Consider the following 19,902-nt stretch of genomic DNA (forward strand, 5'->3'; position numbering starts at 1 on the left):
CAACCGCTCAAGTCCGGGCAGATGTAAGCCCAAGGCTGAGACTTCGCGTTATACAAATAATCACATATTTAACGGAACGGAGGCTTCCGCCAAGTTTTTCTCTGACTGAGGATTTGCGTGGTGGCAATAATTCTGGAGGAGAGTCATGGCAGTCGAGACACTGATAGTATGGCTGATAATCGGTGCAGTCGCGGGATTCCTGGCTGGCCTGATCGTCACGGGATACGGTTTCGGGATAATCGGCAATATCGTTGTTGGAATTCTTGGTGCATTCTTGGGAGGGGCAATATTGCCGCGGCTGGGGCTGTTCACTGGCAGCGACTTGCTCGGGCAGATCGTCAGCGCGACGATCGGTGCCGTCATCCTGCTTTTTCTTATCGGTCTCGTGAGGAGATCCGGCACGGCCTCGCGCCTCTAAAGGGTCTGGCCGGCCGTTGCGAAAAGGGTGCCGGGGAGGCGCCCTTTTTTGTGCCGCATCATCCGTCCGGGTCAAACCGCCTGTCCCGCGCACCAGCCGCTCGACCAGGCCCACTGGAAATTGTAGCCGCCGAGCCATCCGGTGACGTCGACGGCTTCGCCAATCGCATAAAGCCCCTTCACCTCGCGCGCTTCCATCGTTTTCGACGACAGATCCCGCGTATCGATGCCGCCCACGGTCACCTCGGCCTTTGCGAACCCCTCCGTTTCCAGCGGCGCGAAATGCCAGCTGTTCAGATGCTCCGCGAGCGCCGACAGGATCCGGTCCGGGATGTTGGCCATCTCGGTGGACGGAAGGTGAATGTCAGCCAGCACTTGCGCAAGTCGGGCGGGCAGAACCTCCGAAAGCACGGCGCGCCCCGAAGCCCTTGGCCGCGTGCGTTTGCGCTCCTTCAGAAACGCGGCGGCATCGATACCCGGCAGAAGATCGACGGCAACCGAAGCGCCCGGTCGCCAGTATGACGAAATTTGCAGGATTGCCGGACCGGATAGACCGCGATGGGTAAAAAGAATGCTCTCGCGGAACGAGCGTCTCTCACAAGAGACGATCGCATCGAGGGAAACGCCCGCGAGAGACGCATCGAAACCGGGAGCCTCCGCCTTTGCCCTGAACGGCACAAGCCCCGGCCGAGTCTCGGTAACGCGCAGGCCGAAATGCCGCGCCACATCATGGCTGAAGCCCGTGGCCCCCATTTTCGGGATGGAAAGTCCGCCCGTTGCCAGCACCAGCGCGGGCGCCGTGAAGACGCTTGCGTTCGTCTCCACCCTGAAACCGTCCGGTTTCGAGATGCCGGAGATGCCCTGTCCGAAACGCAGCGTCACCTGGCCGCCTTCGCACTCCTCAAGCAGCATGTCCACTATGGCGCGCGCGGAGCCATCGCAGAACAACTGCCCCAGGGTCTTCTCGTGGTAGGCGATGCGATGGCGCTCGACGAGGGCGAGGAAATCCCATTGCGTGTAGCGGCGAAGCGCGGAGACGCAGAAATGCGGATTGCCCGAAACGAAGCGGTCGGGCGCGATCCCGCGGTTGGTGAAGTTGCAGCGTCCACCGCCGGAAATCAGGATCTTGGCGCCCGCCTTGTCCGTGCGTTCGAGCAGCAAGACCCTGCGGCCGCGCTGCCCGGCGGTCAGAGCGCACATCAGCCCCGCCGCGCCCGCGCCGATGATGATGACGTCGAAATCTGTGGTGCTCTGGCGCATGCGTTCGCTTTATAAGGCGTCGCGCTCTCGATGCACCAGCGGTTTTGCGGCCGTACTTCCGGGGAGAGGGAGGGGAGGGCAATGCCCTCGCCCTCAATGGACGAGCGAGTCGCGCGTGATCTCCGCAATGCTCCGTGCGCCGGTCAGCGCCATGGCGACGCGCATTTCCTTTGCGAAGAGGTCGAGGAGGTTGGCGACGCCCGCCTCGCCCGCCGCCGCAAGCGCGTAAGTGTAGGCGCGGCCGATCATTGTCGCGTCGGCCCCTAGCGCCAGCATGCGCACGACGTCAAGGCCGGAGCGGATGCCGGAGTCGGCGAGGATGGTGAGATCGCTCTTCACGGCGTCGGCGATGGCCGGAAGCGCGCGCGCCGACGACAGCACGCCGTCGAGTTGCCTGCCCCCGTGATTGGACACGATGATGCCATCGGCACCGAAGCGGACCGCGTCGCGCGCGTCTTCCACGTCAAGGATGCCCTTGATGATCATCGGACCTTTCCAGAATTCGCGGATCCACTCCAGATCCTTCCAGCTGATCGATGGATCGAAATTCGCGCCGAGCCAGCCGATATAATCGCCGAGCCCCGTCGGCTTGCCGAGATAGGCGGAAATATTGCCGAGATCGTGCGGGCGCCCACGCAGGCCCACATCCCATGACCAGCCCGGATGCGTGACGGTCTGAAGCATGCGCCGGAAATGGGCGTTCTTGCCGGACATGCCGGAATGCGCGTCACGGTAGCGCGCGCCGGGGACGGGCATGTCCACGGTGAACACGAGCGTCGTTATGCCGGCGGCCTGCGCGCGCTCCAGCGCGTTCCGCATGAAGCCGCGATCCTTCAGCACGTAAAGCTGGAACCAGATCGGCGCGGGCGATTTTTTCTGCACCTCCTCGATGGAACAGACGGAGACGGTCGAGAGCGTGAAGGGCACACCGCGCGAAGCAGCCGCGCGCGCCGCCTGCACCTCGCCGCGCCGCGCGTACATGCCCGTGAGACCCACGGGGGCGAGCGTTACTGGCATGGCGAGCTTCTGGCCGAAAATCTCTGTTTCCAGACTGAGATCCGCAACGTTCTTCAGAACGCGCTGACGCAGCGCGATGCCGGCCAGATCCGACACGTTGTGACGCAGCGTGTGCTCCGCATAAGCGCCGCCGTCGATGTAATGGAACAGGAAGGGCGGCAGCCTGCGGCGCGCCGCCTCCCGGTAGTCTGTGGTCGCGGAAATGATCATGGAAAGAGACTCAGCCTTTATTCTGGAATGCTGACGAACGCGCGGCGGCAAGCCGTGCTTTGCGGGCGAGATCGTCATCGATGCTTTTGATCGTCGTTTCGACGAAATGGAGGTGGCGGTCCGAGACTTGCCTTGCGCCTTCGGCATCGCCCGCCTCGATCGCGTCGATGAGCGCGCGATGCTGCTGCGAAAGGGCATCGAACGTCTGGGGTACGGTGTAGAGCTTTTCGAGACTTTGCGAGATGCTGTCTTGAAGAAGGCCGAACATGCTCGACATCACCTGTCTCAGAACGGCATTGTGTGAAGCCTCGGCGATGGCGAGATGAAAAGCGGCGTCCTTGCGCGCTTCTTCTATCGGGGTCACGGCGCCGTGGTTCTTCCCCATCGCGTCGAAAGCGACGCGAATCCGGGTCTTGTCGTTGGCATCGGCGCGAAGCGCCGCATAATAGGCCGCGGCGCCCTCAAGCGCCTGACGGATTTCAAGCACGTCGTGGCTATAGCCCGTATCGTAGGCGACGAGAGGCGCAAGCGGCGCGCTGATCGTTTCTTTCGCCCACGAGGAAGCAACGGGGGCTTGTGGTGCAATCGAGGTGTGCGGCTCGGCGACCAGAATCCCGGTTTTCCGAACCGTAAGGCAGCCTCGCGCCGCCATGCGCCCCACGGCTTCCCGCAGGCTGGCCCGGGAGACCCGGGCCATTTCCGCGAGAGCGCGTTCCGAGGGCAGACGGTCGCCGGGGCGAAGGCCATGATCTTCGATGAAGGTCTGGATCATGGCTTCCGCACGCTCCGACACGCGCGGTGCCGGAGACGCTTTGGCCTGATGTGCTTTGGTATGAGCGATCAAGGGATCATCCAGGGCGTCACGTAAGCTTGAACGGTGGTGATAACACCGATGAGCGCGGCGAGCGCAAGGCTATGCTTCACCGTGAAGCGGAACAGGTCCGATTCCTTGCCGACGAGCCCCACCGCCGCGCAGGCGATGGCGATGGACTGGGGCGAGATCATCTTGCCCGTCACGCCGCCTGTGGTGTTCACCGCGACGAGAAGCACGTCGCTCACCCCGATCTGATGGGCGGTCGTTGCCTGAAGCGCGCCGAACAGAGCGTTCGAGGACGTATCCGAGCCCGTCACGAACACACCGAGCCATCCAAGGAACGGCGAGAAGAACGTGAAAGCCGGGCCGGTATGCGCGAGCGCGAGCGCCAGCGTCGACGACAGCCCGGAGAAGTTGGCGACGAAGGCGAAGGCGAGGACCGTGCCGATGGAATAGATCGGGATGGCGAGGCTTTTCAGCGTACCCCCGAACGTCGCAATGGCCTTGCCGGGGCGCATGCCGAGCAGGATGATCGAGGCGATAGCGGCAAGGAAGATGGCGGTGCCGGTCGCCGACAGCCAGTTGAACTTGAACACCGCGTCAAGAAGCTTCGGCTGCGCCGAAACGGGCGGAACCTTCTGCACCAGCATGTCGAGGAATGGCACGTGGAAGGAGAGGATCGTATTCACGAGCGGACCGTTCGCCGCGAACAGCGCCTTGAAGGCAGGGATGCTCCACAGCGTGACGAACGCGGTCAGGATCAGGAAGGGTGCCCACGCTTTGACGACCTGGCCTGTCGTGTAGCGAGCGACCGGCTCCACGCTCAGCGGGACGGCGGTCGATCCATCGGCCGCGACTTCCCTGGCGTCGAAGCGGAAGATATTGCGCGGTTGCCAGACCTTCAAAAACAGTGATGTGCAAACGAGCGACGCGAGCGCGGCCGTGATGTCGGGAAGCTCCGGGCCGATGAAATTTGCGGTGAAAAACTGCACGACGGCGAAGGAGATGCCGCACACGAGGATCGCCGGCCACGTTTCACGCACGCCCTTGACGCCGTCCATGATGAGGATCAGCCAGAAGGGGATGATGATCGACAGGAGCGGAAGCTGGCGGCCCGCCATCTGTCCGATCAGGAACGGATCGATGTTTGAAACCTGTCCCGCCACGATGATCGGGATGCCCATCGCGCCGAACGCGACAGGCGCGGTGTTGGCGATGAGGCAGAGGCCCGCTGCATAGAGCGGTCGGAAGCCGAGACCGACGAGCAGCGCGGCCGTGATGGCGACAGGCGCGCCGAAGCCTGCCGCACCCTCCAGGAACGCGCCGAAGGCAAAGCCGACGAGCAGAAGCTGGAGCCGCTGGTCTTCGGTGACGTGCAGGATCGAGCGGCGGATGATGTCGAATTGACCCGTTTCAACCGAAACCCGGTAGAGGAAAACCGCGGCGATGATGATCCAGGCGATGGGCCAGAGGCCGTAGAGGAAGCCGTAGACGCCAGCCGCCGCGGCGGTTTCGACGGGCATCCGATAAAAGCCGATGCCGATGCCGATGGCGAGCAGCAGCGTAATGGTTGCTGCGAGGTAGCCCTTCAGACGCAATTTGGTGAGCGCGATGAAGAAGAAGATGATCGGGATCGCCGCGACGAGGCTCGAAAGCCATATATTCCCGAGCGGATCGTAGTTCTGCTGCCAGACTGCCATTCCATACCCCTCAAATTTGGTCTGACCAACCGGAGCAGACGCTGGCTACCTATTCTTGAGAAAGACGGAATGTGTCAAACGAGACTATGGTAGAAGATCAAGGGATTGGTCGGACCAAAGGAGCTTTAGAGCGATAAGCTCAAATCGGGCGAGTAGTGCACGCCGCTTTATTCCGCGCGAAATTCAGGAAGCCTGGTCCGTCTCGCTCGCGTTCAATTCTACGTGTGAGCGACTTCCTGCAATCTTGAAGGTTCGACTTTTGCGCATCGTTGGGGAAACGCCCGGGCATCATGCTCGCCGTATCGGCTTGACCAAAACTCCGGCTTTGAACGCGACGGTTTCCGGCAGGTTGCCGTGCGAGGCTGTCGACCCGGTTGCGGATGCCTTCGGGTTATCGCGTCGCGCGGTGCGCGAGCTTTGGTTGTCGGCCAGCTTCTCTGCGTCAGCCCGATTAGGCCCGTAGGCGGAGTGGAACCGATCGAAGTTCCGCCTTCACTCCAACGGAATGCGCCCCGGCTTCTCTTTATCGAACGAGCTGAACCGGTCGCCCAACGCCGCGCTGCGAAAGCCATCCGCTTTTTGCCTCGCAAGTGATGACGTAAACGCCGCCTGACGTTCGCGCAGGGGGGGCAAATGGCACTCGCCCGACAGCTTCCGCCAAGCTGCCTTGTGATGACGGGCGAGTGCACAATTACAGGTGCTATTTATAAGCGATTGCGCTTCAGGCGGCGCGCTTGCCGGAAAACTGGTCGAAAGCCGCGATGGCGTCGGCGGCGTACATGAGCGAGGGGCCGCCGCCCATGTAGACGGCCATGCCGAGCACTTCCAGCACCTCTTCGCGCGTCGCGTCGAGCTTGACGAGCGCTTCGGAGTGGAAGCCGATACAGCCGTCGCAACGTGCGGCAACGCCGAGCGAGAGAGCGATGAGTTCCTTGGTTTTCTTGTCGAGCGCGCCGTCCTTGGTGGCGGCCGCGGCGAGCGCACCAAAGCCCTGCATCGTTTCGGGTATGCCCTTGCGCAGTTCCTTCAGGTTTGCAGAGATGGTGCGCGTGATGTCGGCGTAATTCTTTTCCATGGAGCCTCCTCGGGGCTTGTGTGCGGAAACGTTCCTCGTATATTAGATATCGCTAATATGGTGTCAAGATGAAGCAAGAGAATGCCACGGTCGCGGGCGCGGCGGATGCGATGAAAGCCCATGCCGAAGCCGCGGCCGAGATGCTGAAGCAACTCGCGAATTCGCATCGGCTCCTCATTCTCTGTCAGCTCATCGGCGGGGAAAAGTCGGTCGGAGAGCTCTGTGAAACAATCGATTTATCGCAGTCCGCTGTTTCTCAGCACCTTGCGAAACTGCGCGAGTCCGGCATCGTCGGCGCCGAGAAGCGGGGGCAGATGGTTTATTACCGGCTGTGCAGCATGGAGGTTCACGCCCTGCTTTCGACGCTTTATCTGATCTATTGCCGCCCCTGAAAACATTAGAGAGAACTAAAGGAAAACCTCGATGCCGATTCAACTCGTCGACCCCGCTTCGGTAAAAGCCTGGCTCGAACGCGGCGATGTCATCCTCGTCGACGTGCGCGAACCTCAGGAATACGCGGCAGAACATGTCGCGGGCGCGACGCTCGTGCCGCTGGGGACGGTCTGTTGCGCGAAGCTGCCCGATCACGCAGGAAAGAAGCTCGTCATCATGTGCAAGCTCGGCGGGCGCGGCGGGAAAGCGTGCGAGAAGCTGGCAGGCGAGCTTTCGTCCGAAGCGGTCGTCTACAATCTCGACGGCGGCATAGAGGCATGGAAACAGGCGGGATTGCCGGTGGAGCGCGCTCCGCGCCGGGGCTTCTTGAGCTGGCTCACGGGGCGCGGCTGAACAGCGGCGCAAGCTCGGCGCTTTGGCTGAAAAACAGCGCCCCGATGCAAATTTTGGCTCGCTTTCCGCGCGGTTTTGAGTATAAGTCACGGACCCGGCGGCGAAGTCCCTCGCGACCTTGCCGCATCGCCAGAGCGGGCGTAGCTCAGGGGTAGAGCATAACCTTGCCAAGGTTAGGGTCGGGCGTTCGAATCGCCTCGCCCGCTCCAGTTTCTCCCAAACTTCCCAACCCAACCGCCGCCGCACTCCCCGCAATAATGGGCAATGCAGTCCTGCCGCGTCGGCGTGCGCCCGCACGCGGTGCTGTCTTCTTCGCGTTCGCTGCAATCGGCTACCGGCGCTCTTCCCAAAAAAAGAGCCGCGTTTCCGCGGCTCCCCAAATTGCAGGCAGGTTTGTCGTTACCCCCTGGCGAAGCGCGCGAATTTGGCCTTCGGCGTGTCGGCCGCCGCGGCGCCAAGGCGGCGCAGCTTGTCTTCTTCATACGCCTGGAAGTTGCCCTCGAACCATTCGACATGGCCGTCGCCCTCGAAGGCGAGGATGTGCGTCGCGAGGCGGTCGAGGAAGAAGCGATCATGGCTGATGACCACGGCGCAGCCGGGGAAATCTTCCAATGCGGCTTCGAGGCTCGACAGGGTTTCCACGTCGAGGTCGTTCGTCGGTTCGTCGAGGAGGATGAGGTTGCCGCCCTCCTTCAGCATCTTGGCCAGATGCACGCGGTTTCGCTCACCGCCCGAAAGCAGCCCCACCTTCTTCTGCTGGTCCGGCCCCTTGAAATTGAACCAGCCGCAATAGGCGCGTGAGTTCACTTCCTTCGTGCCGAGCTTGATCTGGTCGAGGCCGCCGGAAATTTCTTCCCACACGCTCTTCTTCGGGTCGAGCGCGTCGCGGCTCTGGTCGACATAGCCGAGCTTCACCGTCTCGCCGACGCGGAACGAGCCCGCGTCCGGCTTCTCGTTGCCGATGATCATCTTGAACAGCGTCGTCTTGCCCGCGCCGTTCGGGCCGATCACGCCGACGATGCCGCCGGGCGGCAGCTTGAAGTCGAGGCCGTCGATCAGCGTGCGGCCGTTGAAGCCCTTCTTCAGCCCCTCCGCTTCGAGTACGACGCCGCCGAGGCGCGGGCCGGTCGGGATCTGGATCTGCGCCGTGCCGACCTTGTCGCGTCCGGCTTCCTCAGCCAGCTTTTCGTAAGCGGTGATGCGTGCCTTGCTCTTGGCCTGGCGCGCCTTCGGGCTCGCCCTGATCCACTCCAGTTCGCGCGCCATGGTGCGCTGCTTGGCTTCATCCTCGCGGGCTTCCTGCGCGGCGCGCTTGGCCTTCTGTTCGAGCCAGCTCGAATAATTGCCCTTGTACGGTACGCCCTGACCGCGATCGAGTTCGAGCGTCCATGTGGTGATCGAATCGAGGAAGTAGCGGTCGTGGGTGACGAGGATCACGCAGCCCGGATAGTCTTCGAGGAAGTGCTGCAGCCAGTCCACCGTCTCGGCGTCGAGATGGTTGGTCGGTTCGTCGAGCAGCAGGATGTCGGGCTTCGACAGCAGAAGCTTCGTCAGCGCGACGCGGCGCTTTTCGCCGCCCGACAGATTTTCCACGCTCGCATGCGGCGGCGGGCAGTTCAGCGCGGCGAGCGCCTGTTCGACCTGCGCGTCGAGATCCCAGAGATTGTGCCCGTCGATGATGTCCTGAAGCTTGGCCATCTCGTCGGCGGTCTCGTCGGAATAGTTCATCGCAAGCTCGTTGTAGCGGTCGAGCATCGCCTTCTTGTCGGCCACGCCGTCCATCGCGTTGCCGAGCACGTCCTTCGACGCGTCGAGCTGCGGCTCCTGCGGCAGATAGCCGACGCGCACGCCTTCCGCCGCCCACGCCTCGCCCTGATGTTCCTTTTCGACGCCCGCCATGATCTTGAGCAGCGTCGACTTACCGGAGCCGTTCACGCCCACCACGCCGATCTTCGCATCGGGGAGGAAGGACAGCGAGATGTTGTTCAGCACCTGCTTTCCGCCGGGATAGGTCTTGGAAAGCTTCTGCATCACGTAAACGTATTGCGGCGCGGCCATGGGCTTCTCTTCTTGTGTGCGTCGATGAATGGGGAATCTTGCCCCTATGTAGCGTGGTTGCGCGCGGTTGTCAGCCTCGGGGTTGGGGGGCGTAGCCCGACTGCAAATCGCTCGGAACGTTAAGTTGACGCGTGGAGGCGATTTCGCACCGGAAATACAAGGTGAGGCCCTCGCTAGGTTTACGCGCTGCAAACCGCGTTATCATGAGCGACATCTTCAACATGGGATGTGTCGATGTCTCAACGAAAGAGGTTATCGCTAATGAGCATAATGCTAGCCATTGCGGTGAGGCAAAGGGGAACAAAACATGAGGTCCAGATCTCCCTAAGTTTAGGCACGGCGTTAGTCTCTGTCATGTCTCGCTTGCTTCGCGGCAATGAGGAACACCCCGCCCCGCCATTCCTTCCCCTGTAAAAGGAGTGGCAATCATGACAGACCCGACAGCACCGGGCGGACCCGCGGGCGCGGGGCTTCCAGGCGGCATTCCGCCAGACCATCAGCCGGGCATCCCGACTGGTCCCGGCCCCGATACGATCCCGGGCGCGCCGCCGGAAGGCGGCTTCGGCAAACCGGGCAGGGGCGGCGTGTGGCCAGAGCCGCAGCCTGGGGGCCAGCCGCGCCCGCCATCCGAAGGCCCGGACAGCGACGTCGCACCGGACGGCGACCGCATCCTCGAAGACATCAAGGAAGGCGCGCGCTGAACGCCGCCGCCGCACCCGCCGCGCAACGCAGGGCTTCGAGGCGGCGGGAACACCGTCCGCCGGGCTTCGTTGAATCCAATTGGGAGCGCAGAATGCCGAAGAACAGGAACCGAGGCGCACAGGGCGTCCGTGCCGATCCCAACAAGGCGTCCAAGCAAGGCTTCGAGGTTCATCGCTGGGCCGCCCAGTCGGAAGGAAGACAATGAACAAGACGAAGACAGGTATCGGCTCCTATTCGCCGGAGGATGACGACGCGATTTCGCCCGACGACGCCGACGCGAAGGTGGGCCAGAAGGCGTGGGACAGGCGCGACCGCGAAAAGCCCGACGAGGAGAAGATCCGGCGCGATCTTGAGAAGTATGATGAGGAGATGGCGGAGGACTCGGCCGGAACCGGCACCCCGGAAGACAATCCATAGGCCCCTTTTCGCTTCTCCCCGCGCAAAACGGTTCCTCCTTTTTTGGAATTGCCGCCGCGCCGGGGCCGCAGCGTGGGGCGACGCAGCGAAGCGGAGCCCGCGAAATAAAAAAGGAGCCCTCTTCGGCTCCTTTTTCTTCATCGTGCAACGGTCATATGTTGCCGCGCCCTTTCAGCAGATAGCCGATCAGAGAAACGACAAGAAGCACGAGAAAGACGTAGAATATGATCTGCGCAATACCGGCGGATGCGGCGGCGATACCGCCAAAGCCGAAAATGCCGGCAACAATCGCAATCACAAGGAAGGTCAAGGCCCAGCCTAGCATGGTTTTCTCCCTGAAAATGCTTTCTCGTGAGGTCAAACACGAGTGGACGCCGCCCGTTCCGGGAGATCAGCCGCGAGCAAAGGATTTCGCCGCCGAGGGCGAAAAGCGATCCGCCCGCGCCGCCGTGCCCTCTCTCAGCCAGAGCGTGCAGACGATAGCCGCCGCATCCGCCTCGACGATCCAGAAGCCGTTCGCCTCGCCCCGCCAGCGCGCGGAAAGCGCGGTCGGGGCCCCGAGCGCAACCAGCTTGCCCCAAGCGCTCTGCACCTCGATGGCGAAGCTCCGATGCGTGTGGCCCGACATGACAAGCTCGACACCCGATCGCGCAATTGCCCGCAGCGCTTCGTCCGCGCGGCGGACGGGCCGCGCACGTGGCTCGCCCGGCACGCGCATCATGGGGTGATGCGCGGCGACGGCCTTGAACATGTCCGGGGACATGCGTGCGAACTCCGCTTCCGCCGCGTCGATGTCGCGCCGTCTCGCCGCGCCCTCCTGCCAGCGCAGATGCGGCTGCCAGGACCGCGCCGTGTTGAACCCCAGAACCGCGCCGCCGCCGCCTTCGAACACCGGCATCAGATGCGGTGTGCCCGTTGCCTGATGGAAGCGATGAAAGGGATCGGCGAACCTCTGAAACAGGTTGAAATAGGGCAGGTCGTGGTTGCCCGGAAGCACGAGCGCGGGCGTGCCGAGCGCACCGAGCCAAGTCTTCGCAGCCTCGAATTCGCGCCGCCGCGCGCGCAGCGTCAGGTCGCCCGCGACCACGATGACGTCGGGACCCTCCGCCTGCATCGCGTCGCGCAGGGCCTCTTCGAGGCCCACCGGCACACTGCCGAAATGAAGGTCCGCGCAAAGGGCGATCTTCATCGCGCGTCTTCCGAAACCGGCACCAGCACGGTGAGCGCCGCTGGGCGCACACGGTATTTTAGCGGCGTCCGCATCCTCACGACTTCCCCGTCGTTCGACAGGCGCAGCGTCTTTTTTCGCCGCGTCATGATGGTGACCTCGGAGGCGCTGAGCCGTTCAAGCCTGTCGTCGCCCCGCCACAACCCGAGCGACGCGCGGGCCAGCACCCAAATCAGGCCCAGCCCGCTATGCGGCTTTGCAATATAGACGCCGAGCTTCCCGTCGGAGAGGCCCTTGCGGGAAAATACGAGACCCGGCTTTTCATCATAGAGATTGTTTGAAACCGCGAGCGAAAACACCCGCACGCGCTTGCGCTCCGTCTCCGCGCCATCTATGGCGATGTCGAGATGGCCGCGCGAGGCAATCACCGTTTTCAAAAGCGAGAAATAGCCGCGTATCCTCTCGCCAAGGGGGCGCCCGCGAAGGGCCTGTCGCCCGGCGCTGATTTTCGGCGGCAATCCCAGAAGCGAGTTGCAGAGGAACGCTTCGCCGTTCACCTCGGCGACGTCGATCTTGCGGAACTCGCCCGACGCAAGCGCACCAAGCGCGGCGTCGGGGGCCAGCGGAATGCCGAGGTCGCGCGCGAGGCGGTTCACGGTCCCAAGCGGCAGGATGGCAAGGGCGGTCTTGCTGCCGAGCAGGCGGCGCGCCGCACTGGTGACGGTACCGTCGCCGCCCCCCGCCAGAAGCACATCCGGTTTTTCGGCTGCGGCGCGATCGAGTGCCGCACTCAGCATTGCGGGCTCTACCAGGTCCAACGTGATCGTATGCCCCACCGCCTCGAAAGCCGCTCTCGCCTCGCGGGCAAGATCTTCGCCTGAAACTCCAAGCGCTTGCCCGGCCCGGCTGTTTATCACGGCATGCACGCGCATTCCCGCTCCCCCGCCTTTTCAGCCATTGTATCCTTGAACACTCGAATTGTGTGCCGGTTCGGCGAAACGAATTTGCGGTGGCCGCGTTTAAATTTACTTGCTCTCAGTAATGGAATATATATTCTAACATCCTTCGGCGATCTGGCAGTCGTCCATTTGGCGCTGTGACAAAATATTCGCCGCTATCGGCTTGGATTAGAGTAATTATGAAGGTTGCGCGGCAATAATGATACGTTTTGTCGTCGATCCCGGAAAAGCGATCGGAGACGTTCTCTCTTCCTCTGGATCATATTCCACATGGCGCGTCTCGTCTCACGGGGGAGGGGCTCTGCCTCCTTGCGACGAAGTGGTTATTGTCGCTGCGGGAGCGGACGATCATACGTGTCAGAACGTTCTTTTGCCATTCGTGAAGGCCGGGGCGGAAACAGCGAAGCGGATCGTTCTGCTGTCATCGCTCGACGTCTATTCGATGCGAGGTCTTCCGCTGGATGAGGGTTATCTCGATCCTCGGGCGGCCCGCACGGGGCTTGGTCGGTTGGAAAACGCCGTGTCGGAAAGCGCTCCGCGTGGCGTTGTGCTGAGGCTGCCGGATGTCTTCGGGCCGTCAATCACCCACGGCGCGGCGGGCGCTCTCATCGGTCGCGACGCGTCGGGGCTCAACCGCGTCGCCATTCACCAATGGTACCCCGTTCGGCGCCTGTGCCGCGACATCGAGCGGGCGCTCGGTCTTGGTGTTCCGATAGTGAACCTTTGCACCGAGCCTCTGCCCACAGCCGATGTCCTCCTGGAATTCTTTCCCGGGCAGATGGGGCAGGTGAGGTCGCCCGCGCCTTACAGCCGCATCCGCACGCGTTACGCGGCGGCGTTCGGCGGGAAGGGCGATTACATCATCGCGGCGAGCGAGGTGCTGGCCGAGATGCGCGGATGCATTCTGGCCCACCGTCGGGAAAAGGCGGGCTCGGCACCTTCTCGACGCATCGAAAGCGCAGAAGGCGCATCTGCCGCGCTGGCCTGACCGAAGCGAGCGCGAAAGCCGTCTTCTCTCATGCCGCGTGCTTCGCAAGAGCCTTGAGCAAAGCGCTTGCGAGATCCGCCTGACCGAAAGGCTTGATGAGAAGCGGTCGACCGTCGAAACGGTCGTCGAGACCGTTCCCGCAGTAGCCGCTCGCGAAGATGAAGGGAATATTCCGCCGCTCAAGTTCTTCGGCGACGGGTGTTACCGTTTCGCCGGCGACATTGATGTCGAGCACCGCCACATCGAAGCTGACCTGATCGATTTTCTTCAGGGCGGCGCCGACCCTGTGCGCGGAAGCGGCGACGACACAGCCCAGCTCCTCCAGGAAATCCTCCATGAGCATGGCCACAAGCACCTCGTCTTCCACGAAAAAAACGCGCACGCCCTTGAGGGGAGTGTCCGTATTCGACTTGTCGCGATCAGTGGTCGGTTCCGCCGGAGAGGAAGCCCGCATCTTTTGAAACCCGTAGATTTCGATTGAGCTGGAACCTTACCTTAATTGCGCGAAAGTCGTCCATCGGCTTTTGATCAGAGTAAACGTCGCGCGACGCCACAACCGCGCGGGATCGAAAGCGCGGGTTCCGTGTTCATCCGAGGCGTTCCCCACCCGGGAGAGAAACGATGAAGCTTTTCGAATGCCAGCATTGCGGACAACTTATCTATTTCGAGAATACGGTGTGCGAGCGGTGCGGCTATGCTCTAGGCTTTCTTCCCGATGTAGCGCAAATGACGGCGCTGAAGCCAAACGGAGACGGCAGCTTCGTGCCGCTCGCAGACAAGTCCCGCACCGTGTCCTATTGCGCCAATTTCGAACATGGCACCTGCAACTGGCTCGTCGAGCAGCCGGGCGAGCTTTGCCGTGCCTGTCTTCTGAACCGCACCATTCCCGACCTGCCCGAGAACCTGCGGCGCTGGCAGCGCATCGAGGTGGCCAAGCATCGTCTCGTCTACAGCCTTTTGAGGCTGGGCTTGCCCGTTGAAAGCAAAAGCGAAGCGCCCGAAACCGGCATCGCCTTCGATTTTCTCGCGCCTCCGCCGGGAGAGGACGGGCAGGGCGATATCATCACCGGCCATGACAACGGCGAAATCACGCTGAACGTCATCGAAGCGGAAGACGCGATCCGCGAAAAGATCCGCGAGAACATGCACGAGCCCTACCGCACGTTGCTCGGTCATTTCCGTCACGAGATCGCGCATTACTATTTCGAGCGGCTGGTGAAGGGCGGGCCGGGCTATGCCCTGTTCCTCGCCACCTTTGGCGACGAGACGGCGGATTACGGCGAGGCGCTGAAGAACCACTACGCGAACGGCGCGCCCCAGAACTGGCGCGACAATCACATCACGGCTTATGCAAGCGCGCACCCGCACGAGGATTGGGCCGAGACCTTCGCGCATTATCTCCACATGGTCGACACGCTGGAGACGGCCTACGCGTTCGGCCTGCATGTGCGCCCGCGTGCCGGACAGGACGACAATCTCGCGGCCAGCGTCAGCTTCGACCCGTATACGCGCAAGGATTTCGAGACGATCATCGATGCGTGGCTTCCCGTGACCTTCGCGGTGAACTCGATCAACCGCAGCATGGGCATCGACGACCTTTATCCCTTCGTGATTTCGCCCGCAGTCGTCGAGAAACTCCGCGTCGTCCACGAGATCGTCCGCTCGAAGGGCGCGATAGCTTCATCGGCGCACGCGGCTTCGGAACCGGGTCTCGTCCGGCGGCTCGCCAGCTTCTTCGCCTGATCGGCCAGCGTCAAACCGGATTGCATGCATGGAGGCGGATCGACAACCAGACTTCCAGCGTCGTGCCATATCCGATTTGCCGCAAGACTTTGGAGGGTCTTCAGGCGAAGGATCGCTTCGCCTGAAAAAGGAACCGCCGAGGGGATCAGAGGAGGCCGTGCGACTGCGCAAGGCCCGCCAGCGGGCGTTGGGGGCGCGGCCCGACCTGCGTGATCACCTCCGAGGCGCACAGGCTGCCGATCTTCGCGCAGGTTTCGAGGTCGCGGCCGGTCGAGAGACCGAACAGGAAGCCCGCCGCGTAAAGGTCGCCCGCGCCGGTTGCGTCCACAAGCTTTTCGATCTTCACCGCGGGCACGGCGACGGTGGTTTCGCCCTCAAGGATCACCGACCCCTTTTCGCTGCGTGTGATTGCGGCAAGCGCGCATTCCGAGCGGATCGCCGCGCAGGCTTCGTCGAACGACGCGCCCGGATAAAGCGCCAGCAACTCCTTCTCGTTCGCGAAGACGATATCCACGCTTTCGCGGATGAACTTGCGGAAGCCTTCGCGGTGACGGTCCACGCAGAACGGATCGGACAGCGTGAAGGCGAGTTTCGTGCCGGCCTTTCGCGCGATCTCGCCCGCGGCGAAAAATGCCTGCCGCGCCGGTACGGGATCGAACAGATAGCCTTCGAGATAGACGATCCCCGCCGATGCGATGGCGTCCGCATCGAGATTGGCCTCGGAATATTCCGCCGCCGCGCCGAGATTGGTGTTCATGGTGCGCTCGCCATCGGGCGTGACGAGGATCAGGCAGCGCCCGGTGGGCGTGCCGCTGCCGTCTTTCGCACCGAAGAAACTCACGCCGGTCGCCTTGATGTCGTGCGCGAAAGCGTCGGCGAACTGGTCGTGCCCGACCTTGCCGGCAAAGCCCGCCTTGCCGCCGAGCGACGCGATCCCCGCGCAGGTATTCGCCGCCGAGCCGCCGCTCGCCTCGACCGCCGGTCCCATGCGGCTGTAAAGCGCCGTCGCCTCTTCCGGCGAAGTGAGCCGCATCGTGCCTTTCACCAGCGAAAACTCTTCGAGGAGGCTATCCTCGCAGGAAGCGATGATATCGACCAGCGCATGGCCGATCCCGAGCACGTGAAGCGATTTCGTCATGGTTTTTCGTATTCCGTTTCAGTTGACACTGGTGCCGCCGCAAGTCGCGGGGCACAAGCGGTCGAATTCCCGACATTTGCATCCGTATTCGGCAGCCTCGCGAGCAAATGTCGCAATCACAAGACCACTACCAACTTCCTGATTTAGAGCTTCCAATTTGATATCCGGTCGAGAACTCCGGCAGCCGGGACTCAAATGTCAAACTGGCTCCACTAGGGTTTTCGGTGCGAACCGGCACAAATCGACGATGATACATCGCCAGCACTCCGGCTTTCGCGCCTTGCAGACGTAGCGCCCATGCAAGATGAGCCAGTGATGCGCGTTCAGCGCGAAACGGGCGGGAACGACGCGTTCGAGGCCCAGTTCCACCGCGAGCGGCGTTTTCCCCGGCGCGAGCCCGGTGCGGTTCGCGACGCGGAAGATGTGTGTGTCGACGGCGATGGTCGGCTCGCCGAAGGCGACGTTCAGCACGACATTCGCCGACTTGCGCCCGACGCCCGGCAGGCTTTCCAGCGCGTCGCGGTCTTGCGGCACGCCGCCGCCGTGGTTTTCGACGAGCGACTTTGAAAGCGCTACGACGTTTTTGGCCTTCGTGTTGAAAAGCCCGATGGTCCTGATGGCGTCGCGGACCTTCTCTTCCCCGAGCGCCACCATCTTTTCGGGCGTGTCCGCTTGTCGGAACAGCGCCCCGGTCGCCTTGTTGACGCCCGCGTCGGTCGCCTGTGCCGAAAGCACCACCGCGACGAGGAGCGTGAACGGGTTCACGTGGTCGAGTTCGGTGCGCGGGTCCGGCATGGCGGCCGCGAACCGGGAGAAAAGCTCACCGATCTCCTCCGCCGAAAGAAGGGAGGAGGTGTCGCCCGTCCGTTTCTCTTTCGTAGCGGGCTTCAGCCTGGCCTTAGCCTTTCGGCTTCCCGCAACACAGGGCTTTTCCATGTCGGGCCGGTGAGTTTCGATGCTTCAGTCAAAGTCCGGCGGCGGCTTGATGGATCGGAAAGCAAAGCCGGAATTTTCCGCTGCCCGTGCCTTTGCTGCCTCATCGCGAGCGTCGGCGCAAGAGCTTTGTCGTTCTCAAGGCGCAGGTGAGGTATTCTTGAGCGACGCCGCACCCGCGCGCGCCTTGTTTCGGCCGCAAAACACCCTTCGCCGGGCCTTATTCGGGCTTCGACGCGTGGGTGCAGCCGCAATCCGAATCAGGGGCACCCCGATTCGGATTGCGGAGAAGGAAAACTATACGGTGAGCGTAATCTTCGACGCGGCCGAGCCGTCCGGGTTCAGGCGATAAACATAAGGCTCGCCGGTGGCGAGGTTGAGCTTCAGGATTTCTTCGGTCGAAAGCCCGTCCAGTTTCATGATCAATGCGCGCAGCGAATTGCCGTGCGCCGCAACGATCACGTTCCTGCCCGCCTTCACCTGCGGCAGGATTTCAGCCTCATAATAGGGGAGCACGCGCGCTGCGGTGTCCTTCAGGCTTTCGCCTCCCGGAGGCGGCACGTCGTACGAACGGCGCCAGATATGCACCTGCTCTTCGCCCCATCTTGCGCGGGCGTCGTCCTTGTTGAGGCCGGAGAGGTCGCCATAGTCGCGTTCGTTCAGAGCCTGATTCTCGACGACGGGAAGATTGCGCTGGCCGAGTTCGTCGAGGATGAGCGACAGCGTGTGCTGCGCGCGCGTGAGCGCGCTCGTGAAGGCGATGTCGAAGGTATAGCCGTCCTTTTTCAGAAGTTCGCCAGCCTTGCGCGCCTCTTCGACGCCCTTTTCGGTCAGGTCGGGGTCTCGCCAGCCGGTAAAGAGGTTGAGCTTGTTCCATTCGCTCTCGCCGTGGCGAACGAGCACGAGCACGTTGTTCATTGCGGTATCCTTCGAGTTTCGCGAAAAAAGTGGCGTCAAAGCCCCAACACGTTGCGCATCGAGAAAAGACCGGGGCCCTTGCCTTGGCCCCAGAGCGCGGCGGCAACGGCGCCCCGCGCGAAAATCTGTCGGTCTTCGGCGCGGTGCGACAGCTCGATGCGTTCGCCGGTGCCCGCGAAAATCACGCTGTGGTCGCCTACGACCGAGCCGCCGCGAAGCGCCGCGAAGCCGATCGCCCCGAGCGGGCGCTCGCCGGTGTGGCCTTCGCGCGCGGTAATCTTGTGATCGCCAAGCTGGATGCGACGGCCATCGGCGGCCGCTTCGCCGAGAAGCAGAGCCGTGCCGGATGGCGCATCAACCTTGTGCTTGTGGTGCATCTCGACGATTTCGATGTCGAACCGCTCGTCGAGCGCTGCGGCGGCTTTCTCCACCAGCGCGGCGAGCAGATTGACGCCGAGGCTCATATTGCCGGACTTGATGATCGTGGCGTGGCGCGCGGCGGCCTCGATCTTCGCCTCGTCGTCGGGGGAAAAGCCCGTCGTGCCGATGACGTGGACGATGCGCGCCTGCGCAGCGAGACCAGCGGTTTCGACGCTTGCGGCGGGCGCTGTGAAGTCGAGCACGCCGTCGACATGGGTGAAGAGCGCAAGCGCGTCGCTTGTGATCTCGATGCCGAGCGGGCCGACGCCCGCGACCTCGCCCGCGTCCTTGCCGATGAAGGGCGAACCCGCGCGTTCGACGGCGCCCGCCACATCGCAATTCGGTGTTTCGTGAACGGTGCGGATCAGCGTGCGCCCCATTCGTCCGGCAGCGCCCATGATTGCCAAGCGCATGGCCTGTACCTCGCCTGTTTTGTTTCGGCGCATATCATAAGGCCGATGGGATTACGAGTCATAGATCGGTCGCGGTTCCAGCTGCCCTGATCGGCGAGAAAAGACCGACGGCTGTGCGGAGTTTCGCGGAAAGAGGACCGTGTCGGCGCGGGAAACCGGCAAAAAGTCGAGCGCCCGCCGGCAAAAAAGAAAAGGGCGCGGCCCTGCGGCGCGCGCCCTCCAGATCGGAAAGAGCTTTCGCTTACATGTCGCCGCCGCCGCCGAAGGAGACGGTACGGCGGTTGAGCACGAACCGGATCCAGATCGTCAGCAGGAATTCCGAAGCGCCCGCCACGATCAGAACGGCCAGCGAATTGAGCTGATAGGCCGAAATCTGCTCCTTGAAGGTAGGGCTGATGATGGTCTGCACGAGGATCACCACGCCTGCTACGACGGGCGCGATGGCGAGCACCGAATCGAGCACGCCGAGCGCCCGGATCTGGCTCGCGGAGAAGAGCAGAAACATCATCTGGATGATGAGGTAGAAAAACCCGATCCAGACGGGCACGGCCCAGGCCACGCCGCCGGTCTCGCCCGGCGTGTAGTCCGGGTAGGAACCGATGAAAAATGCGCCACCTATCGTGGCGAACAGAGCGAGAAGAATGCTGAACCATTCCTCGGGGTTCGTGCTTGCGCGACGCCGCCGATCGTCTTCGAATGACATGGCTATCCCTTCCTTGAGACTATTGCGTGAAAGCTAACCGCGTCGTGCTCCGCTTTCGCAGCC

Annotated in this window: 22 protein-coding genes and 1 tRNA gene; 8 read left to right on the plus strand and 15 right to left on the minus strand. The window is 62.7% G+C overall.

Going from position 1 to position 19,902, the window contains the following annotated elements; translation table 11 throughout:
- Nucleotides 1-145 precede the first annotated feature (145 nt).
- Nucleotides 146-418 (plus strand): GlsB/YeaQ/YmgE family stress response membrane protein, encoded by a 273-nt coding sequence (locus QM659_RS06335; RefSeq protein WP_127075598.1) that lies wholly within the window; start codon nt 146-148, stop codon nt 416-418.
- A 71-nt stretch (nt 419-489) separates the two neighbouring features.
- On the opposite strand, the gene QM659_RS06340 is transcribed toward QM659_RS06335, so the two are convergent.
- The 5 genes from QM659_RS06340 to QM659_RS06360 all read right to left on the minus strand — a co-directional run bounded on the left by QM659_RS06340 (nt 490) and on the right by QM659_RS06360 (nt 6,493).
- Complete coding sequence (locus QM659_RS06340) at nt 490-1,677, minus strand: NAD(P)/FAD-dependent oxidoreductase (RefSeq protein ID WP_415187786.1); 1,188 nt, start codon at nt 1,675-1,677, stop codon at nt 490-492.
- Nucleotides 1,678-1,770: 93 nt separating this feature from the next.
- A complete protein-coding gene (lldD, locus tag QM659_RS06345) occupies nt 1,771-2,904 on the minus strand; it encodes an FMN-dependent L-lactate dehydrogenase LldD (RefSeq protein ID WP_415187787.1) in 1,134 nt (377 codons plus the stop codon).
- 10 nt (nt 2,905-2,914) lie between these two features.
- Nucleotides 2,915-3,697, minus strand: a complete 783-nt coding sequence (locus QM659_RS06350; RefSeq protein ID WP_415187788.1) for an FCD domain-containing protein — start codon at nt 3,695-3,697, stop codon at nt 2,915-2,917.
- Between the two features lie 47 nt (nt 3,698-3,744).
- Nucleotides 3,745-5,418 carry an L-lactate permease gene (gene lldP / locus QM659_RS06355; RefSeq protein WP_303486993.1) on the minus strand — a complete coding sequence of 558 codons (1,674 nt, stop codon included), beginning with the start codon at nt 5,416-5,418 and terminating at the stop codon, nt 3,745-3,747.
- 721 nt (nt 5,419-6,139) lie between these two features.
- Nucleotides 6,140-6,493 (minus strand): carboxymuconolactone decarboxylase family protein, encoded by a 354-nt coding sequence (locus tag QM659_RS06360; protein ID WP_415187789.1) that lies wholly within the window; start codon nt 6,491-6,493, stop codon nt 6,140-6,142.
- A gap of 68 nt (nt 6,494-6,561) precedes the next feature.
- Between QM659_RS06360 and QM659_RS06365 the strand changes: the two genes are divergently transcribed.
- The 3 genes from QM659_RS06365 to QM659_RS06375 all read left to right on the plus strand — a co-directional run bounded on the left by QM659_RS06365 (nt 6,562) and on the right by QM659_RS06375 (nt 7,488).
- Entirely contained in the window at nt 6,562-6,885 is a 324-nt protein-coding gene (locus QM659_RS06365; protein ID WP_415187790.1) for an ArsR/SmtB family transcription factor, read from the plus strand.
- Nucleotides 6,886-6,916: 31 nt separating this feature from the next.
- Nucleotides 6,917-7,279 carry a rhodanese-like domain-containing protein gene (locus tag QM659_RS06370; RefSeq protein ID WP_415187791.1) on the plus strand — a complete coding sequence of 121 codons (363 nt, stop codon included), beginning with the start codon at nt 6,917-6,919 and terminating at the stop codon, nt 7,277-7,279.
- A 134-nt stretch (nt 7,280-7,413) separates the two neighbouring features.
- A tRNA-Gly gene (locus QM659_RS06375) sits at nt 7,414-7,488 on the plus strand.
- Between the two features lie 190 nt (nt 7,489-7,678).
- On the opposite strand, the gene ettA is transcribed toward QM659_RS06375, so the two are convergent.
- Nucleotides 7,679-9,337, minus strand: coding sequence for an energy-dependent translational throttle protein EttA (gene ettA / locus QM659_RS06380; protein WP_127075612.1), 1,659 nt, complete (start codon nt 9,335-9,337; stop codon nt 7,679-7,681).
- A 428-nt stretch (nt 9,338-9,765) separates the two neighbouring features.
- On the opposite strand from ettA, the gene QM659_RS06385 reads away from it, so the two are divergent.
- Both QM659_RS06385 and QM659_RS06390 read left to right on the plus strand, forming a co-directional pair.
- Nucleotides 9,766-10,038, plus strand: a complete 273-nt coding sequence (locus QM659_RS06385) for a hypothetical protein (RefSeq protein WP_415187792.1) — start codon at nt 9,766-9,768, stop codon at nt 10,036-10,038.
- 202 nt (nt 10,039-10,240) lie between these two features.
- Nucleotides 10,241-10,456 (plus strand): hypothetical protein, encoded by a 216-nt coding sequence (locus tag QM659_RS06390; protein ID WP_415187793.1) that lies wholly within the window; start codon nt 10,241-10,243, stop codon nt 10,454-10,456.
- 151 nt (nt 10,457-10,607) lie between these two features.
- Here QM659_RS06390 and QM659_RS06395 read toward each other — a convergent pair whose 3' ends face one another.
- The 3 genes from QM659_RS06395 to QM659_RS06405 form a co-directional block, all read right to left on the minus strand.
- Nucleotides 10,608-10,781, minus strand: coding sequence for a DUF1328 family protein (locus QM659_RS06395; RefSeq protein ID WP_127075620.1), 174 nt, complete (start codon nt 10,779-10,781; stop codon nt 10,608-10,610).
- Between the two features lie 66 nt (nt 10,782-10,847).
- Nucleotides 10,848-11,645: a metallophosphoesterase family protein gene (locus tag QM659_RS06400; protein ID WP_415187794.1), complete on the minus strand. Its 798-nt coding sequence runs from the start codon at nt 11,643-11,645 to the stop codon at nt 10,848-10,850.
- Nucleotides 11,642-12,556 (minus strand): diacylglycerol/lipid kinase family protein, encoded by a 915-nt coding sequence (locus tag QM659_RS06405; RefSeq protein WP_415187795.1) that lies wholly within the window; start codon nt 12,554-12,556, stop codon nt 11,642-11,644. Before QM659_RS06405 ends, QM659_RS06400 begins: the two co-directional genes overlap by 4 nt.
- A 397-nt stretch (nt 12,557-12,953) precedes the next feature.
- Between QM659_RS06405 and QM659_RS06410 the strand changes: the two genes are divergently transcribed.
- On the plus strand, nt 12,954-13,571 hold the full coding sequence (locus tag QM659_RS06410; RefSeq protein WP_415187796.1) for a hypothetical protein: 618 nt from the start codon (nt 12,954-12,956) through the stop codon (nt 13,569-13,571).
- A 28-nt stretch (nt 13,572-13,599) separates the two neighbouring features.
- Here the strand turns inward: QM659_RS06410 and QM659_RS06415 are convergent, their stop codons facing one another.
- Nucleotides 13,600-14,025 (minus strand): response regulator, encoded by a 426-nt coding sequence (locus tag QM659_RS06415; RefSeq protein WP_303486961.1) that lies wholly within the window; start codon nt 14,023-14,025, stop codon nt 13,600-13,602.
- 167 nt (nt 14,026-14,192) lie between these two features.
- Between QM659_RS06415 and QM659_RS06420 the strand changes: the two genes are divergently transcribed.
- The gene (locus QM659_RS06420; RefSeq protein WP_415187797.1) at nt 14,193-15,314 is read left to right on the plus strand and encodes a putative zinc-binding metallopeptidase; all 1,122 of its coding nucleotides are present in this window, start codon (nt 14,193-14,195) and stop codon (nt 15,312-15,314) included.
- 145 nt (nt 15,315-15,459) lie between these two features.
- Here the strand turns inward: QM659_RS06420 and QM659_RS06425 are convergent, their stop codons facing one another.
- The 5 genes from QM659_RS06425 to QM659_RS06445 form a co-directional block, all read right to left on the minus strand.
- Nucleotides 15,460-16,452, minus strand: a complete 993-nt coding sequence (locus tag QM659_RS06425; protein ID WP_127075632.1) for an adenosine kinase — start codon at nt 16,450-16,452, stop codon at nt 15,460-15,462.
- A gap of 198 nt (nt 16,453-16,650) precedes the next feature.
- Nucleotides 16,651-17,388, minus strand: a complete 738-nt coding sequence (gene nth, locus QM659_RS06430; RefSeq protein WP_415187798.1) for an endonuclease III — start codon at nt 17,386-17,388, stop codon at nt 16,651-16,653.
- A gap of 294 nt (nt 17,389-17,682) precedes the next feature.
- Nucleotides 17,683-18,303 carry a 2,3-bisphosphoglycerate-dependent phosphoglycerate mutase gene (locus QM659_RS06435; protein ID WP_303486954.1) on the minus strand — a complete coding sequence of 207 codons (621 nt, stop codon included), beginning with the start codon at nt 18,301-18,303 and terminating at the stop codon, nt 17,683-17,685.
- A gap of 35 nt (nt 18,304-18,338) precedes the next feature.
- Nucleotides 18,339-19,136: a 4-hydroxy-tetrahydrodipicolinate reductase gene (gene dapB / locus QM659_RS06440; RefSeq protein ID WP_415187799.1), complete on the minus strand. Its 798-nt coding sequence runs from the start codon at nt 19,134-19,136 to the stop codon at nt 18,339-18,341.
- A 241-nt stretch (nt 19,137-19,377) separates the two neighbouring features.
- Nucleotides 19,378-19,839: a hypothetical protein gene (locus tag QM659_RS06445; RefSeq protein ID WP_127075640.1), complete on the minus strand. Its 462-nt coding sequence runs from the start codon at nt 19,837-19,839 to the stop codon at nt 19,378-19,380.
- Between the last annotated feature and the right edge of the window lie 63 nt (nt 19,840-19,902).

Origin of the sequence: Rhodomicrobium sp., assembly GCF_047605405.1 — a bacterium.
GTDB classification, from domain to species: domain Bacteria; phylum Pseudomonadota; class Alphaproteobacteria; order Rhizobiales; family Rhodomicrobiaceae; genus Rhodomicrobium; species Rhodomicrobium lacus.